Here is a 16,016-nt window from a genome sequence, read left to right on the forward strand (position 1 = left end):
CGATACTCAGCTTATCAAAATAAAATGCCATGAAGTATAGAGCTAATACTACCCTTCATGGCATTTCTACTTAATAAATATTAAATATATCTAATTTAAAATCTTTAAACTGTAGCTCTTCCTGGTATAATTAATTTCTGAGATGGCTTAACTTCTTCCCCCTCAGCTAATTCATTAATATTCATAATTTCATCAACTGTAGTCAAGTATTTCTTAGCTATGCTCCAAAGCGTATCCTCTGGCTGAACTACATATATTATTATACTTGCTTTTTTCTCTGGAACTTCACCATCATTAATTGCCATGTTAACAACAAATTTATTTTTAATATTGTAATATGCCTTACAATGAACTTTAACAATGGCTCTAATAGATACATTCCCAGCTTCTAAACTTCCCTCTATCATCTCTAGAGATATATTAGCATTTGCTTGCATATTTGGATTTGTTCCAGCTATATCAACCTTGCAACTAAAAGGAATCTCATCCTCTACAGTAACTAAATACTGCTCTTCATCCTCAGTTGAATATAAAACATCAACCTTTAATAATCCTTCAATTTCTATCTTATCATTTTTAATATTTTTGTCAGTAATAGATACATTTCCTGTAGTCATTATAACTTTAATTGGTTTTAAATCATCATTCTTTACGTCAATATCTCCTTTAACCAAACTTTCAGTATATCCATGACCTTGTATCACATTAATATTATTTTCTTTAATATCCATGTTTAATAGTTTTGTAGGGCAATATACATCTTGTATAACTTCTACTTCTTCTTTATACATTACATGAGTAATAGCTTTAACTACAAATTCTACATCAATTACTCTGTTTTCACCCATATCATCTTGTATAACATCATATTCAAAGGATTGAACTTCAAATTCAGTGAAGTATTCCATATTTGGTTTTAACTCATCAACGGTAACTTCTTTATATAAAGGTACACTTTCTGAAACACAGAACAAATCTCTTCCATTCTTGCCTTTATATAATATAGCTACATTAGCCATAGCCTCTATCTTGAGTCCACCATCATATATTCTTACATCCTTCTTACCAATAGTAACGTCATATTTTATAACCTTTAGACACTCATTTTTATCCATGTCGATTTTAACTTCTGCTTTTCCAACTAATTCAGTTTCTATAGGTTCCATAACCTTATCTACAGTCATAGGATTCTTTAAAAACTGAATATCCTTTCCTTCATGTACATCTTTAACTATCTCAAAGGAATTTATATTATATCCATTGCACTTGCATATAATAAATCCTTGAATAGCTATCTTTCTTTCATTAATAATAACACAATCCATATGTTCAATGTTTAGCTCTATATCGCAATACATATTTGATTGGGCACCAATCATGTCAATAGACTCAAAAATGTTACCATTATATACTACTGAATGAGCTTCAGTAGCTCCTCCATCTTTAGCCATATAAAGGATAGTATACTGAAGTTGCCCCTCTAAATTTACCTTATCAGTTCCAACCTCTTTATTTGTTATCATAGGCTTTACATCTAACATTAGTATATTATCCACATCTGGTAGCGTATCAGGTATAACATATTCTTCCTTTATGAACATCTTTGTGTCATTTTCAGCTATTGATTGCTCATATTCTATATAGTCTTTTATCAAATCCAAATCCATAACTTTCCCTCCTAAAATACCTACTAATAATGTATATATGAGAATGTTATGAAATATAACTACTTATATTAAATTTTCTTAAAAGAATAATTATTTATCCGATGACTACCAGCTCTAATACTCCCATCTTTTTCAAAGCTGGAGTAAAGAGCTGCTATGTCCCTGGATAACGATTTCCCCTAAAGGACAACGAATTCTAAGTATCAAAAATACTGATACTAAGAATTCTGTTAGTAAAGCTTCGAAGAAGCTAAGAACTCTGTTTATACGCAAAATAAAAGAGGCATTCTTAAAAGAACACCTCTTCATTTTACCCTGCAAACACTAGCTGAACAGTTTTTGTTAGTACATCACTATAGCTATAACTAACAGTACGTTGCACATTATTATCAAGTCTAATTGTAAATATACTGTCATATGTTTTTTCCAAAACACCATCATTTACTACTACTTTACGTCTTCCTCCATTTGCCTTCAATGTCACTTTTTCGCCAACATGACTTTCGATATCTTTTTTTATCGTAGTCAATACATTTCCCATCTTCACAGTAGACACCCTCTTTCTAATATTTCCATAAAGGCTTCCAACTTTATTATAGCAGTTACCTCTCCTTATGTCAAGCAAACTAAATATTTTACAACATTTTAATAATACTTGTCAATGTTAAATATTCGTTAAATTTTTATGTATTATTTTGTTTTTTTAATCCTATGTCATTTATTTAGCTATAATGGCCAGAAACCAACTTGACATTATTATGTGTAGAATTTTTTAGAATATTCACATATAACTATATAAATCTATATTTTTAGATAAAAATGTATGGGAGTTTTAAAAAAATCTGTGGTATAAATTAAAACTATGCACTTTGCACTATTAAACCATACTGGATGTACCACAAAGAGCACCTAGAAACTTGATGTGACCCTTATAATTAAGTGTTTTATATTTTATAAATTTCTCCTGTTTTTATCAGCATTTTCTTAAATGTATCTTCATATATAAATATTTATATATGAAAATAGGTATATATAAACCTATATACCTATTTAACTTCATAACTATTTGCATATATAACTATATAACTAGTTAACTATTTGTTCTGTTCATGCGGGTTTCAGAGTTTTCACCCTATAAACATTATAGTTAAAATTATATAAATGACAACTAATTTTCTCATTTACTTTACATACTGAGATTTAGGATATCCTTCTCTGTATTTACCTCTAGTCTGTAATCCTCCTACCCCTTTAATACCTGTAATTGTATTTTTAATTACATCTTCAATATTTACTATATCTTCGATATTTGTGTAAGCTACCTTCTCACAAATTAATACTGGATCTAAACAATGGATGAGGACCCTACTGGGGGAAGATGCAAAGTTAGCGCCTGCATCAAGCAATGCTTCGTAGTTTGATTGACAGGCACCTGCAAAAATAACCAAATCATCATAATTTGAATTATAGCTTCTTAATAAAGAAACACATTCTACAAAGTATTTTGAGTTTCTATAGTTTCCAAGATCCATATAATCTGATATATTCTTACTCATTCCATCATGACCCGTAATTACAACTATATCTGGGTTTATTTCCTTTACTAAATCTAGTATCTGGGAGGGCTGATCCTTTTCTGCTATGACTTTACCTACAGCCTCAATGGATAATTGCTTATATGTTTTTAAACAAATATCTAGGTATTGAGGATCACCATCAATATGAAGAATTTTACCTGGTCTTCCAAAGAATAATTCACTATTTTTAAAAGATGTACCTTTCTTTTCTTTTCTGTTTATCTCAGTGTCTATAACTCTTAATGCAGCGGAACTCCCTCTTGTATATGACCTTGATAGTAAAACTTTCTTTAGAGCAGTATTTACTTTTTTATTAAATACTTTATCCTTCTCCCCAACTCCCTCACTGTCAATAACCTCTAAATCATCTTCTATGCTATCTGCCTCAATTCTTATATTTAACCCCTTTAATAAATATTTTTTAACACCCTCATCATCAATTTCTATATCTATTATTTTAAATACTATATCTTTATTATAAGATTTTCTTACTACTCTATCACCTATATTCACCTATATCTCTCCTCATGATTTCCTCTTTATATCATATGAACTTTACTTAATAATTGTGAGATATTAAACCTATGGAACTCGGTAAACAAATATAAAAATATAGTAAAAGATTGATAAAAATTTAACTAAATATGTTGAAATATTATTTTCATGGGTTATAATATAATTAGTTAAATAAATAACAAAGTTTAGGGGGTATATACTAAATGTCTACTGAAAAAATTGATACAAAATCTGTTAAGGAGTCTAAGAATGATTTCATTTCAAACTCTAGCAATTCAGCTGATAAAGCTATATCATCTGTGGATTCTGAAATTAATAACCTTGTTAAAAATGCTCGTGATGCCTACGAGGAATTTTTAACCTTTGATCAAAATTCCATAGATAATATAGTTAAAAAAATGACAATCTCTGCCCTAAGTAAACACCGTGAACTAGCTAAAATGGCTATAGATGAGACAGAAATGGGTGTATATGAAGATAAAATAACTAAAAATATATTTGCCTCTGAGTATGTATACAACAGTATAAAAGATTTAAAAACTGTGGGTATTGTGAATGAAGAAGAAGATTATATGGAAGTTGCAGAACCTATAGGCGTAGTAGCAGGAGTTACTCCAACTACTAATCCTACTTCCACTACAATCTTTAAATCCTTAATAGCTATAAAAACTAAAAATCCTATAATATTTAGCTTTCATCCTAGGGCTCAAAAATGCAGTATAGCTACTGCTAAGTTGCTTTTGGATGCAGCTATTAAAGCAGGTGCTCCTAAGAATTGTATTCAATGGATTAGTAGTCCTTCCATTGAAGGTTCACAAAAACTTATGCTTCATCCTGGAGTAGATATTATTCTTGCAACCGGTGGTCCTGGTATGGTTAAATCAGCTTACTCTACTGGAAAGCCAGCTCTTGGTGTTGGTGCAGGAAATGTTCCTTGCTATATAGAAAAAACAGCCAATATTAAAAGATCTGTTAATGACTTAGTACTATCAAAATCCTTTGATAATGGTACCATTTGTGCCTCAGAACAGGCAGTTATTATAGATAGAGAAATTAGTGATGAAGTAATTTCTCTCTTAAAAGAACGTAACTGTTACTTTCTTAATAAAGAAGAAATGTTAAAACTTCAAAAGGTTGCTATAGATGGAAAAAGGCAATCTATGAATCCAAACATAGTAGGTCAAGGAGCTACAAAAATCGCAGAAATGGCTAATATTAAAGTTCCAAAGGACACAAAGGTTCTAGTATGTGAACCTGGCGGAATCGGTGCAGATTATCCTCTTTCAAGAGAAAAGCTTAGTCCTATCCTTTCAATGTTTATAGTTGATAGTACTGAAGATGGAATAAAAGCCTCTGAAGATATGATTGCTTTTGGTGGTCTAGGTCACTCTGCTGTTCTTCATTCTACCAATGACCAGGTTATTGAGGAATTCTCTAGAAGAGTTAAGGTTGGTAGAATAATAATAAACTCTCCTTCCTCTCAAGGTGCTATAGGAGATATTTATAATGTAAATATTCCTTCATTAACTTTGGGTTGCGGAACCATGGGTAGAAATTCAACAACTCAAAATGTTAGTGCAAACAACTTAATAAATATTAAACGCGTAGCTAAAAGGAGAGTTAATATGCAATGGTTTAGAGTTCCGGAAAGAATTTTCTTTGAACCTGGGTCTCTTTCATACCTTGAAAAACTTAAGGGTAAAAGAGCCTTCATCGTAGCAGATAAATTCATGGATAGACTTGGATATGTATCTAAAGTAATGGGACATCTTAAGAAAGCTAACTTTGATGTAAATGTGTTTTTAGACGTAGAGCCAGACCCATCTACAGAAACTGTCATGAGGGGAACCGCTCAAATGAATAGCTTTGAACCGGATGTTATAATAGCCCTTGGTGGAGGGTCAGCAATGGATGCTGCTAAAGGTATGTGGCTCTTCTACGAAAATCCTGATATAGACTTTAATGGTCTTAAACTTAGATTTATGGATATAAGAAAAAGAGCTTTTAAGTTTCCTTCTCTAGGTAAAAAGTCTAGATTAGTTGCTATTCCTACAACCTCTGGAACTGGGTCTGAGGTTACAGCCTTTGCTGTTATAACTGATAAAGAGAATAATATAAAATATCCATTAGCAGATTATGAGCTAACCCCTGATATTGCTATAATAGATCCGGAGTTAGTTATGACTGTACCACCATCAGTTACAGCAGATACTGGGTTAGATGTTTTAACTCACGCTATAGAAGCTTATGTATCTGTCATGGCTTCCGATTATACGGATGCCTTAGCTCTTAAAGCTATAGAGATTGTTTTTAAATATCTACCTATTGCATATAAAGATGGAAGTAATGCTCTTGCTAGAGAAAAGATGCACAATGCTTCTTGTATTGCAGGTATGGCATTTACCAATGCATTTTTAGGAGTTAATCATAGTATAGCTCATAAATTAGGTTCAGAATTCCATATACCTCACGGAAGAGCAAATGCTATCATGCTTCCACACGTTATAAACTATAATGGAAGTAATCCAAGTAAGTTAGTAGCCTTCCCTAAATATGAATATTATAAAGCTCCTGAAAAGTTCATGGAAATAGCAAAGTTTTTAGGTTTAGCTCACTCTACCTGTGAAGAAGCTGTAAATAATTTGGTGGAAGCTATCAGAAACCTAATGCTAGAGTTAAATGTTCCAACTACCCTTAGTCAATGTGGTATTACTAAGGAGCATCTAGATTCTGTACTATATTCATTAGCCGATGAAGCTTTTGAAGATCAATGTACTATCTCAAACCCTAGACTACCTCTAGTTTCTGAAATTGCAGAACTAATTAAGGATGCCTTTTAATAAGGATTTAAATTAAAAATGAAAAGTTGTGGTATATCACATATTCCACAACTTTTTTATCTTCTCAAGGATAATCTCCTTAAATATTATAGAATTCTTTAAATTGTCTCATAAAACTTTCAAATTTTTCTCTTTCTTGTATAAGCTCCTCCATTTTCTTATTAAAAGTGTTTTGTACCCAATTTACTTCATTATAATAATACCTATTACATATTCTCCAATATCTTTGAGGGAACATCAAGAATGCATATAGCACCATATATTCATCATCTTCTATTGGAGATATTTCATTATAATTATCAATTATAAGCTTTGCTAACTCAAAATCCCATTCTCGTCTCTTTAAAACTTTAATCATAAAATTAGATAAATCAAAAGCTCTGACCTCTCTTTTACAGTAATCGAAATCTATTATACTTACTTCATTTTTTTCGTCTACTATTATATTGTGATAAGTAAAGTCATGATGACAAAAACTTTTTTCTTCCTCAGATATCCTACAAATATTATAATAATTAGATTGATTTAGAACCTCTAGGGCCTTTTGCCCTAAAACTTTATAATAATCCATTGATTTTATATAATTTAAATCAAACTCCGTCTTATGATTCCTTTTCTTTCTAACCATTTCTTTCATCTTATCAAAGGATTTTATTCTTTTTTCCATTAAATGAGGCCATCTTCCTAAGTCAGATTTTAATTTACTATTCTCAGATGGTTCATATCCCTTTGACGCTAAATGAAAATTAGCTAGAGCTCTAGATGCCAATATTAAATCATCATCACTATGGAAATCACATTCTCTCCCTTCTATCCATTGAGATAAAGTATAAATATCTTCGTTTACTAGAGCATATGGTTTTTCCTCTGTATTAAGATAATATCTATCTATGTTCTTAAACCCATTATTGTATAGATGTTCTTTAGCTCCATATACAAAGAATAATTTTTGAGTACCATAGCTTATTTTCTTTAAGCACCTGACACCTTTATTAGTTTTTAATTGATATACACCCTTATTAGGTTTAATATTTTCAATTTTAATATCAAATTGACGTTCAATTTCAAACTCTCTCATCATAATTTCGCACCCCCTCTATAATTTATATGTATCAACAGCATAATTTAGAATAGCCATAACATATTTGAGTTTAAGTGAATAGTATGGATTATAATACCTATTGTAAAGGAGCATTTATATGAATATTGGTATAGACATTAGAGCTGCCAAGTGGTACAGGGGTACAGGTATAGGAACTTATTCCTATCAGCTCATAAACGCTATTAATAAAATTGATACCTTAAATGAATACACCCTCTTTAGTGATTGTAATTCTACACCCATAAACTTTAACTCTAATTTTAAAATTTGCTCTACTCCTATTATAAATACTAATAATTTTTGGGAAAGTGTAAGTCTTCCTATAAATTTAAACAATGAAGATTTAAACATATATCATGTACCTCAAAATGGTATTGGCTTACCTTTGGATCATAATCTTCCTTTTGTTATCACTCTCCATGATACAATTCCAGCACATATGCCAGAAACAGTTGGTGATAAATATCTTAGTCTTTTTAACAGTTCCATGGAGAATATAGTAAATAGATGTGATGGTATAATTACTGTTTCTAATTTTTCTAAGGAAGATATATCAAAGGATTTTAATTTCCCAAAAGAAAAAATATATGTTACCTATTTAGCTAGTGAAGATATCTATAAACCCCTTGATAAAATTCTATGCAGTACTATAATAAAAAAATACTATTCTTTACCTAAAAATTATATTTTGTATACAGGTGGTTTCAGTCCTCGAAAGAATATTTCTGGCCTTATAGAAGCTTTTAGTAAAATTCATGGTAAACTACCTAATGAAATGAAATTAGTCATAGCAGGAACTAAGGGTAAATCCTATAGTATTTATAAGAATCTTTGTGAAAAGTTAAAAATTACTGACAAAGTCATATTTCCTGGTTTTATAGCAATGGAACATATGCCTTATCTATACAATAATGCAGCCCTTCTAGTTTATCCTTCCTTTTATGAAGGCTTTGGACTTCCTCCTCTAGAGGCTATGGCATGCGGTATTCCTGTAGTTGCATCCAATGTAACTTCTATGCCTGAAATTTTAGGTGACAGTGCACTACTATGCTCTCCCTATTCTATAGAGGAACTGGGAGAAAGTATTTTAAAGGCACTACTAGATAATGTATTGAGAAATGATTTAATTAATAAGGGTTTTATGAAAGTAAACTCTCTATCCTGGGAGAGAACCGCAATACAAACTCTAGATAGCTATAAAAAAATAACTTCATCAGATAAAAAGGAAGATACATAGAGTATCTTCCTTTTATGCTACATCCTAGGGGGGGCTAGGGTGTAGCCAATTTGTAAATATTTTTGAATGTTTCTACCATATCTTGTCTTTCCTCTATATCTTGCACTTTTTTTTGTATTTTATACAGGTAACTATTAAATTTCCAAAGTTTTTTTCTATAAAAATAATCTCTAGATATAGAGTAAAATCCTTCTGGGAATAATAACATTCCATAAAGCACTTCGTACTCTTCCTTTGATATAGGTGATATGGAATTATATTCTTTTATAATTTGTTTCAACATATTGAAGTCATAGCAACTATTCTTTGTGGTCTTATTTATAAAATTACATATATCATGAACTCTTAAATCTATTATGGAATAATCAAAATCTATAAAATATCCTTTATTATCCTTTATTAAAATATTGTGATAAGCTAAATCATGATGACAAAGAATAAAATTATTTTTCACCTTACATAGCTCCATGTAAGGTGACTTTTCTAATACTTCTATACTCTTTTTCATTCTTTCAAGGAAATAATCTACGTGAGTAAGAAATATTTCATGAAACTCATTTTTATTCTTATAACTTAAAGCCATAGTCTTCATATTTTCTAAATCCTGAAGCTTTTCCTTATAACTATTTATAAGTTTAAAACCTTTAAATCTGCTACAATCCTTAGAAAATCCTATGTCTCTTGATGCTTCATGCATCTCTGCTAGACTCCTAACTGCTATATTAATATCTAAAGGATTATTGTATTCACACTCTCTGCCTTCTATCAAATCCATAACTACATAGGTACTGTCCTTCCACACTGTGGTGATATGTCCCATATTATTTCGATAAAAATTTATGATTCTATCAAATCCATTGTTTGTTAGATAATCTATACCGTATACTATAAAATATAAATCTTCCTTGGTATAATCTATTTTCTTTAATATTTTATTTCCCTTATCTGTTAACAGAATAAATACCTTTCTTAATGGAATTACATCCGTTACTAAAAAATCATAACTATTAAAAAGTTTTATATCTAAGTTGTATTTACTAAGCCATTCCTTATAAGAAAATCTATTTTCCATAATCTTTCAGTCACCTCCTTATATTAAAGACATTTCATCCTCTTTAATACCATTTAATAACCTTCTTATATACTCCTCTTCATTCCAACTTTTTTTATTCTTCTTATATTTCTCATATATCTTAATAAATTCATAGGGATAAGATAACAGTGCTCTAATGAATACTTTACTACTTTCACCCAATCCTTCTAACTTACAAAATTCATCTATACACTTATTAAAATCCACCTTAAATCCCTTTCTCTTAAGCTTTACTAAAAAATAATAGCAATCCATCTCTACCATGTTATATGCTATGTCATCGAAATTTACAATTTCTATGGTTTCACTTTTTCCTAGATTATCAAAATCTACATTAGTTAAACATATCTCCACATTATCCATACTTCTTGCAACTAACTCCATATAGTCATTATTCATTATGGTATCAATAACCTTTTCACCCCTAGCTAAAACTCTGTCTCCTCTTTCTAAAACTATCTCTTCTACTCTATCTATTGGTCCATTTTCTTTAATTTTTTCTAGGCTACGCCTAAATTTTTTAAGCTGAATTTTATCATCTTCAATGAGTTTACAAGTGTGATTATTTATTCTTTTTCTTAAATATCCATTAAAGCCACAAGATAACTTATGGACTTCATTTATAATGTTAATTTGGTTTATTACTTTTTCCTCTAATATGCGTCTACTTAAGGTCTCATTGCTTTTCAGCATAAAATTTACTTTTTTAACACCCTTAGTACATAAATATTGCTGAAAGCTATCATAAAAAAATCTATTCATTTTAACACCTCTACTTACGTTTATTTTTTTCTACTTTATTTATCTTCTTCAGTATTTCTTCTTTCTCCATTTCAAGCTCCATCATCTTCTTTTTTCTTTTTTTTATTTTCTTTAATTCTTTAACGTAAGCTTCCATATCCTCTAATCTTTTATCATAATCCTCTATGGTTTTTAGTTCTTCCAGCTCTTCAATAAATTCATCATAATTTTTGTTTTCATTCTTACTCACATAACCCCCTCCTTAAAGATTATCTAACTTAAATTCTCTAAAGCTATTTATAAATTCCTGTCTTTCTTCTCTGTCATCGTCATAGGCTTTTAATTTTCTTAAAAAGAAATCCTCTCCCCACATTTTTTTCTCCCAATAATATTGAATACCTCGTTGCCAATAATCTTGAGGAAATTCCATAAATGCAGCCATGATTTTAATATCATCTTGTTCTAACCTATGGGTTGATTTATAAGCTTTTAATATAATTTTTACTCTTTCTTCATTCCATCTTCCATACTTCATAGCCCTAATTAAAAGGCTAGATAAGTCATGTAAATGTGTATCTAAAATACAATAGTCAAAATCAATGATATTAACCTTATTATCCTTGCCTATTAATACATTGTGGTTGGCATAATCGTGATGACAAAACCCCCATAGCCTTATCTCATCAAGGATCTTAATTTCATAATTTGTATCACAAAGATTATTAATTGCTCTGTCACATCTCTGAAGCTCCTCTTTCATCATACTTAAATAGTACAAGTCAACATCTGTCTTTTTGTCTCTTCTATCTATAATATCTTTGAAGCTCAATATTTCTCCCTTTCTTGTCCTATACACTTCTATCCACTTAAACCAACCAACTCTAGGTTTCATATCTCTACTTACTATAAATCCTTCACTACATTTATGAAGCTGTCCTAATTTTTTAGCAGCTATAGAAAGTTCAATGGGATTTTCATAAGAACTCTCCCGCCCATTAAGCCATGGCGTTACATAGGCAAAGTTCTCATGGAATTTTATATAATCCATCCCTCTTGTTGTTCTTATTATGTTTGGTACATACTGAAATCCATTGCTATCTAGATGTTTCATAGCTCCTAATATGAATAAAAAATGTGGAAGTTCATATTTTACTACCTTTAGACAATATATCTGTTTACCTGCCTCTACTCTATAAACGCTTTTTATTTTTTCTATAGAAGTTAGTCCAATGTTATATTCTTTTTTCAATATTTCTGATATCTCTAAATCTTTCAAAAAAACCTCCTCCATAAACCTTCTATAGGTAATATATGATAACTCCAATAAATGTGTGTTTAGTTTTCAAGTATTTGTAACACTTATTTATTCCCTGATTAATATGTAATATATGGTTTTAAAAGGAGTGAAATTTATGAAGTTAGCCATAGATGGTAGAGGCATAAACTGGTATAACGGAAGTGGTATAGGAACATATACAGAAAACCTTTTGAAAAACTTACTTAACATAGATAGAAATAATTTTTATCAAATTTATTGGTCTGGTGAAAACTATGAAAGTTATCAAAAGGAAAATACTAATTTAGTTATGTGCTCAAAAAAATATCAAAGATTCTTTCAGGATAATTTTTTCCCTGAAGACTTAAAAAGAGAAAATATAGATTTATATCATATTCCACAAAATGGTATAGGGTTGACTCCTGAAGTTCATTGCAAAACAGTAGTTACAATTCACGATTTAATTCCCTATATAATGCCTGAAACTGTAGGCAGAGGCTACTTATTAAAATTTTTGAAAGAGATGCCTTATATCGCAGAAGCTAGTAACGGAATTATTACAGTATCAGAATACTCAAAACAAGATATATTAAGATTTTTCCCAATAGATGAGAGTAAAGTATTTGTTACTCCCTTAGCTGCCGATAAAAAATATATGCCCTTAGACAAAGAGCTGTGCAAAAATATAATAAAAGAAAAATATGATATAGATAAACCTTTCATTCTTTATGTTGGGGGTTTTAGTAAAAGAAAAAATGTATATTCCCTTATAAGTACCTTTAGTAAATTAGTAAACCATATGGATAAAGAATATAATTTAGTAATTGTAGGCTCCTATAGAGATGAATCTCAGGAGCTAGTAAAATTAGTTGATAAACTTAATATGAAACGATATATAAAATTTACAGGTTTTGCACCTGATGAAGATTTGCCTATTTATTACAATGCCTGTGAATGCTTTGCATATCCTTCATTATATGAAGGTTTTGGATTACCACCACTTGAAGCAATGAGTTGCGGTACCCCAGTAATTTCTTCAAATACAACCTCTATCCCAGAAGTAGTTGGACATAGTGGTATTCTAATTGATCCACATAGTGATAAAGCTCTTTTAGATGCCATGGAACTTATGCTTGGTAGTGAAACCCTTCGAAATGAATTTAGCAAAATATCACTTTTAAGAGCAAAGGAATTTTCTTGGGGAAATACAGCTATGAAAACTTTAGATATCTATAATGAAATCTATAAGAGAGCCCTGGAAGAAAGGTGATGCTCTTCTAGATGACTTTATTTTAAATATATATTTTCCGTTCTCATTGAAACATATAAAACCCTACAGTCAATATACACTGTAGGGTTTTATATGTTTGAAAAGATTTAATTATTAAGCTTAGTTTTAGTAAGATATTATTCTCCTCTAAAACTAAGCTTAAATTCATATTACAAGAACTCTTCTAATTCCTTTTCTTCCTTCATTTCATTAATCAGATGCTTTAACTCTTGATCCTTATTTTTATCCATTACTAAAATAACATCCCCTGCATCTACAATAACTAAGTCTTTAATTCCAAAACCTATAATTAGATTTTTCTGTCCAAATACTGCACAGTTCTCACTGGAATTTAAGTATGCAGAACCAACTATCCTATTACCATTGTGTTCATCTAAAAATCTAGTTAAGGATGCAAAACTTCCAATATCATCCCACTGAAATTCACTTTTTATTACATATCCTTTTCTAGTTTTCTGCATTATTCCAAAATCAACTGAGATACCATCGATTATCTTATATTCTCTCTCTATAACTTCTTCTTCATCCTCTTCTCCAACATGTTTATAAATTTCACTTACAGAGCTATACATCTTTGGTAAGTACTTTTGCATTTCTCTTAGAAATACATCCGCTCTCCATACAAACATTCCAGAGTTCCATAGATAGGTACCTTTTAAAATAAAATCCTTAGCCACATCTATATTGGGCTTTTCTGTAAATCTAGCTACCTTATAAGTTTTCATAGAGCTTACCACTGGGTCTCCCATTTCAATATATCCATAACCTGTTTCTGGCCTACTAGGCTCAATGCCTATAGTTATAAGCCCTCTTCTTTTTTCTGCAAGCTCTACTGCATTCCTCAAGGTATCTATAAATTCCTTTTCTCCCTCTATATAATGGTCAGATGGTAACACTACCATAACAGCATCCTTATCTCTCTTTAACAGCTTGGCTGCTGCAAGACCTATGCAAGTAGCAGTTTCTTTATTGCTAGGCTCTATAAATATATTTTCTTTATTTAGTTGAGATAATTCTCCATGAATTTTTTCAATATATTCTTTATTAGTAACTACAAATATATTTTCTTTATTTATTAAAGGTTCTATCCTTTTTACTGTATTAGTCAAAAAACTATCTTCATTGAAAACTTTTAAAAACTGCTTGGGATTATTAGAGCGAGACAGTGGATACAACCTTGTACCTTTGCCTCCTGCCAAAATTAACGCGTATAACACAAGTATCACCTTTTATATTGCTTATTTTCATAATATGAACTTTAAAAGAAATTTGTGAAGAATAAAAACTTCTTTTGATATACCATTATAAGAAATTTTATCGTATAATTATAGAATAGTTTATGGAATAAATTTAATTTTGTAATACTTTTGTAATCTCTATATATACCATAGTTGTTAATATATAATTGACATCTAGTATAAAAAATACTTAGAAAGGGTGGTTTTACATTGGGTGATGATAAGACTTCTATTAATAGAAGAACCACTGTCAATAAAACAGCATCTATAGATGCTAAAAAAAATAGCTTAAAGAAAAAAAGAGCAAAGCAACGTAAACGACGAAGAATTATATCCATTACAATAATCTCATTAATTATATTACTTATTATATTCTTAGTAAGTATAAATTCTACTCTAGGTAGAATGAAGCGTACTACAATCAATGATGACAATTTAGAAATTAGTGATAAATTTAAAGAGGGCAATAATAATTATATTCCATTTGAAGGAATTATAAATATAGCACTATTTGGAATAGATAAAGAAGAAGATAATATTCAGCGTTCTGATGCCATAATGGTAGGTACACTAGATACCACAACTAATAAAATTAAAGTTACTTCATTTATGAGAGATACCTATGTTAATATTCCAGAGTATGGTTATGATAAACTTAATCATGCTTATGCCTATGGTGGACCTGAACTTGCTATATCTACTCTAAATAAAAACTTCGATCTTAATATAACAGATTATGTTACTGTAAACTTTGAAGAATTGCAACAAATTATTGATGCTATCGGTGGTATTGATATGAGTCTTGATGCAAGCGAAATTAAAGTTCTAAATGAATATCTAGATTACTTAAATGACTTCTACAAAAAACCTATCAAAAATGTTTATGTTAGTAAAAATGGGAAAGTTCATTTAACTGGATTTGAAGCACTTGCTTACACTCGCAACAGAAGTACAAATGGTGGTGACTTTGATAGAACTGCTAGACAGAGGCACGTTATGGAGGAAATGTTTAATAAAATCTCTAGTTCCGGTGTAGCAAAATTAACTTCTATGATAAATAAACTTCTACCACTTGTTGAAACTAGCTTATCTAACTCTGAAATTGTAAATCTCAGCACGCAAGTACTAACCCTCGGAAACTATAATATTGAACAAGAAAGATTCCCCAGAAATGGATATTGTGAAGATTCTTATATTAATGGTATTTTTTATCTATGTTATAATGAAAATATAACAAAAGAACAAGTTTACGAATATATTTTCCATGACAATAAAATGTGGGATTCACTTAATAATAATAAAGACGCTAATGATAATAACTAATATTATTCTGTAAACTGTTTGACATTAAATCCCACCTACCAATATATACGTTTCATGTAATTTTATTTGAATTATTTCGAACTATCTACTTAATTGTTATTTTTTACAACAATTG

General features: G+C 30.1%; 13 protein-coding genes. 4 read left to right on the plus strand and 9 right to left on the minus strand.

All coding sequences use genetic code 11. The features are described 5' to 3' along the window. Window positions 1-104: 104 nt before the first annotated feature. The 3 genes from B2P65_RS06110 to yabG form a co-directional block, all read right to left on the minus strand. Window positions 105-1,667 carry a DUF3794 and LysM peptidoglycan-binding domain-containing protein gene (locus B2P65_RS06110; RefSeq protein ID WP_346879772.1) on the minus strand — a complete coding sequence of 521 codons (1,563 nt, stop codon included), beginning with the start codon at window positions 1,665-1,667 and terminating at the stop codon, window positions 105-107. Between the two features lie 310 nt (window positions 1,668-1,977). Next, window positions 1,978-2,214, minus strand: coding sequence for a Veg family protein (locus B2P65_RS06115; protein WP_035134339.1), 237 nt, complete (start codon window positions 2,212-2,214; stop codon window positions 1,978-1,980). A gap of 634 nt (window positions 2,215-2,848) precedes the next feature. Continuing rightward, window positions 2,849-3,757, minus strand: a complete 909-nt coding sequence (yabG, locus tag B2P65_RS06120) for a sporulation peptidase YabG (protein WP_346846979.1) — start codon at window positions 3,755-3,757, stop codon at window positions 2,849-2,851. A 206-nt stretch (window positions 3,758-3,963) separates the two neighbouring features. Here yabG and adhE point away from each other — a divergent pair, with 206 nt between their 5' ends. After that, window positions 3,964-6,600: a bifunctional acetaldehyde-CoA/alcohol dehydrogenase gene (gene adhE, locus B2P65_RS06125; RefSeq protein WP_346879773.1), complete on the plus strand. Its 2,637-nt coding sequence runs from the start codon at window positions 3,964-3,966 to the stop codon at window positions 6,598-6,600. Window positions 6,601-6,679: 79 nt separating this feature from the next. Here adhE and B2P65_RS06130 read toward each other — a convergent pair whose 3' ends face one another. Beyond that, window positions 6,680-7,681, minus strand: a complete 1,002-nt coding sequence (locus B2P65_RS06130; protein ID WP_346846977.1) for a CotS family spore coat protein — start codon at window positions 7,679-7,681, stop codon at window positions 6,680-6,682. A gap of 118 nt (window positions 7,682-7,799) precedes the next feature. Here B2P65_RS06130 and B2P65_RS06135 point away from each other — a divergent pair, with 118 nt between their 5' ends. Then, window positions 7,800-8,939, plus strand: a complete 1,140-nt coding sequence (locus B2P65_RS06135) for a glycosyltransferase family 1 protein (protein WP_346879774.1) — start codon at window positions 7,800-7,802, stop codon at window positions 8,937-8,939. A 34-nt stretch (window positions 8,940-8,973) separates the two neighbouring features. Here B2P65_RS06135 and B2P65_RS06140 read toward each other — a convergent pair whose 3' ends face one another. The 4 genes from B2P65_RS06140 to B2P65_RS06155 are packed head-to-tail and all read right to left on the minus strand — an operon-like array spanning window position 8,974 to window position 12,049. Further along, a complete protein-coding gene (locus B2P65_RS06140; protein WP_346879775.1) occupies window positions 8,974-10,011 on the minus strand; it encodes a CotS family spore coat protein in 1,038 nt (345 codons plus the stop codon). Between the two features lie 18 nt (window positions 10,012-10,029). Then, entirely contained in the window at window positions 10,030-10,794 is a 765-nt protein-coding gene (locus B2P65_RS06145) for a hypothetical protein (RefSeq protein ID WP_346846974.1), read from the minus strand. Window positions 10,795-10,804: 10 nt separating this feature from the next. Continuing rightward, a complete protein-coding gene (locus tag B2P65_RS06150) occupies window positions 10,805-11,023 on the minus strand; it encodes a hypothetical protein (protein WP_346846973.1) in 219 nt (72 codons plus the stop codon). Between the two features lie 12 nt (window positions 11,024-11,035). Continuing rightward, the gene (locus tag B2P65_RS06155; protein WP_346879776.1) at window positions 11,036-12,049 is read right to left on the minus strand and encodes a CotS family spore coat protein; all 1,014 of its coding nucleotides are present in this window, start codon (window positions 12,047-12,049) and stop codon (window positions 11,036-11,038) included. A gap of 136 nt (window positions 12,050-12,185) precedes the next feature. Between B2P65_RS06155 and B2P65_RS06160 the strand changes: the two genes are divergently transcribed. After that, the gene (locus B2P65_RS06160; RefSeq protein WP_346877511.1) at window positions 12,186-13,319 is read left to right on the plus strand and encodes a glycosyltransferase family 4 protein; all 1,134 of its coding nucleotides are present in this window, start codon (window positions 12,186-12,188) and stop codon (window positions 13,317-13,319) included. 170 nt (window positions 13,320-13,489) lie between these two features. Here B2P65_RS06160 and B2P65_RS06165 read toward each other — a convergent pair whose 3' ends face one another. After that, the gene (locus tag B2P65_RS06165; protein WP_346846970.1) at window positions 13,490-14,557 is read right to left on the minus strand and encodes a mannose-1-phosphate guanylyltransferase; all 1,068 of its coding nucleotides are present in this window, start codon (window positions 14,555-14,557) and stop codon (window positions 13,490-13,492) included. Window positions 14,558-14,788: 231 nt separating this feature from the next. Here B2P65_RS06165 and B2P65_RS06170 point away from each other — a divergent pair, with 231 nt between their 5' ends. Beyond that, window positions 14,789-15,901 (plus strand): LCP family protein, encoded by a 1,113-nt coding sequence (locus tag B2P65_RS06170; protein ID WP_346846969.1) that lies wholly within the window; start codon window positions 14,789-14,791, stop codon window positions 15,899-15,901. Window positions 15,902-16,016: the final 115 nt, after the last annotated feature.

Origin of the sequence: Clostridium sp. UBA3061, assembly GCF_002367465.1 — a bacterium.
In the GTDB taxonomy this organism is placed as follows: domain Bacteria; phylum Bacillota; class Clostridia; order Clostridiales; family Clostridiaceae; genus Clostridium_J; species Clostridium_J sulfidigenes.

Excerpts from the sequence above, each read along its gene's own strand:
- B2P65_RS06110 (WP_346879772.1), bottom strand. The coding sequence starts at position 1,667 with ATGGATTTGGATTTGATAAAAGACTATATAGAATATGAGCAATCAATA.
- adhE (WP_346879773.1), top strand. The coding sequence starts at position 3,964 with ATGTCTACTGAAAAAATTGATACAAAATCTGTTAAGGAGTCTAAGAAT.
- B2P65_RS06130 (WP_346846977.1), bottom strand. The coding sequence starts at position 7,681 with ATGATGAGAGAGTTTGAAATTGAACGTCAATTTGATATTAAAATTGAA.
- B2P65_RS06135 (WP_346879774.1), top strand. The coding sequence starts at position 7,800 with ATGAATATTGGTATAGACATTAGAGCTGCCAAGTGGTACAGGGGTACA.
- B2P65_RS06140 (WP_346879775.1), bottom strand. The coding sequence starts at position 10,011 with ATGGAAAATAGATTTTCTTATAAGGAATGGCTTAGTAAATACAACTTA.
- B2P65_RS06145 (WP_346846974.1), bottom strand. The coding sequence starts at position 10,794 with ATGAATAGATTTTTTTATGATAGCTTTCAGCAATATTTATGTACTAAG.
- B2P65_RS06160 (WP_346877511.1), top strand. The coding sequence starts at position 12,186 with ATGAAGTTAGCCATAGATGGTAGAGGCATAAACTGGTATAACGGAAGT.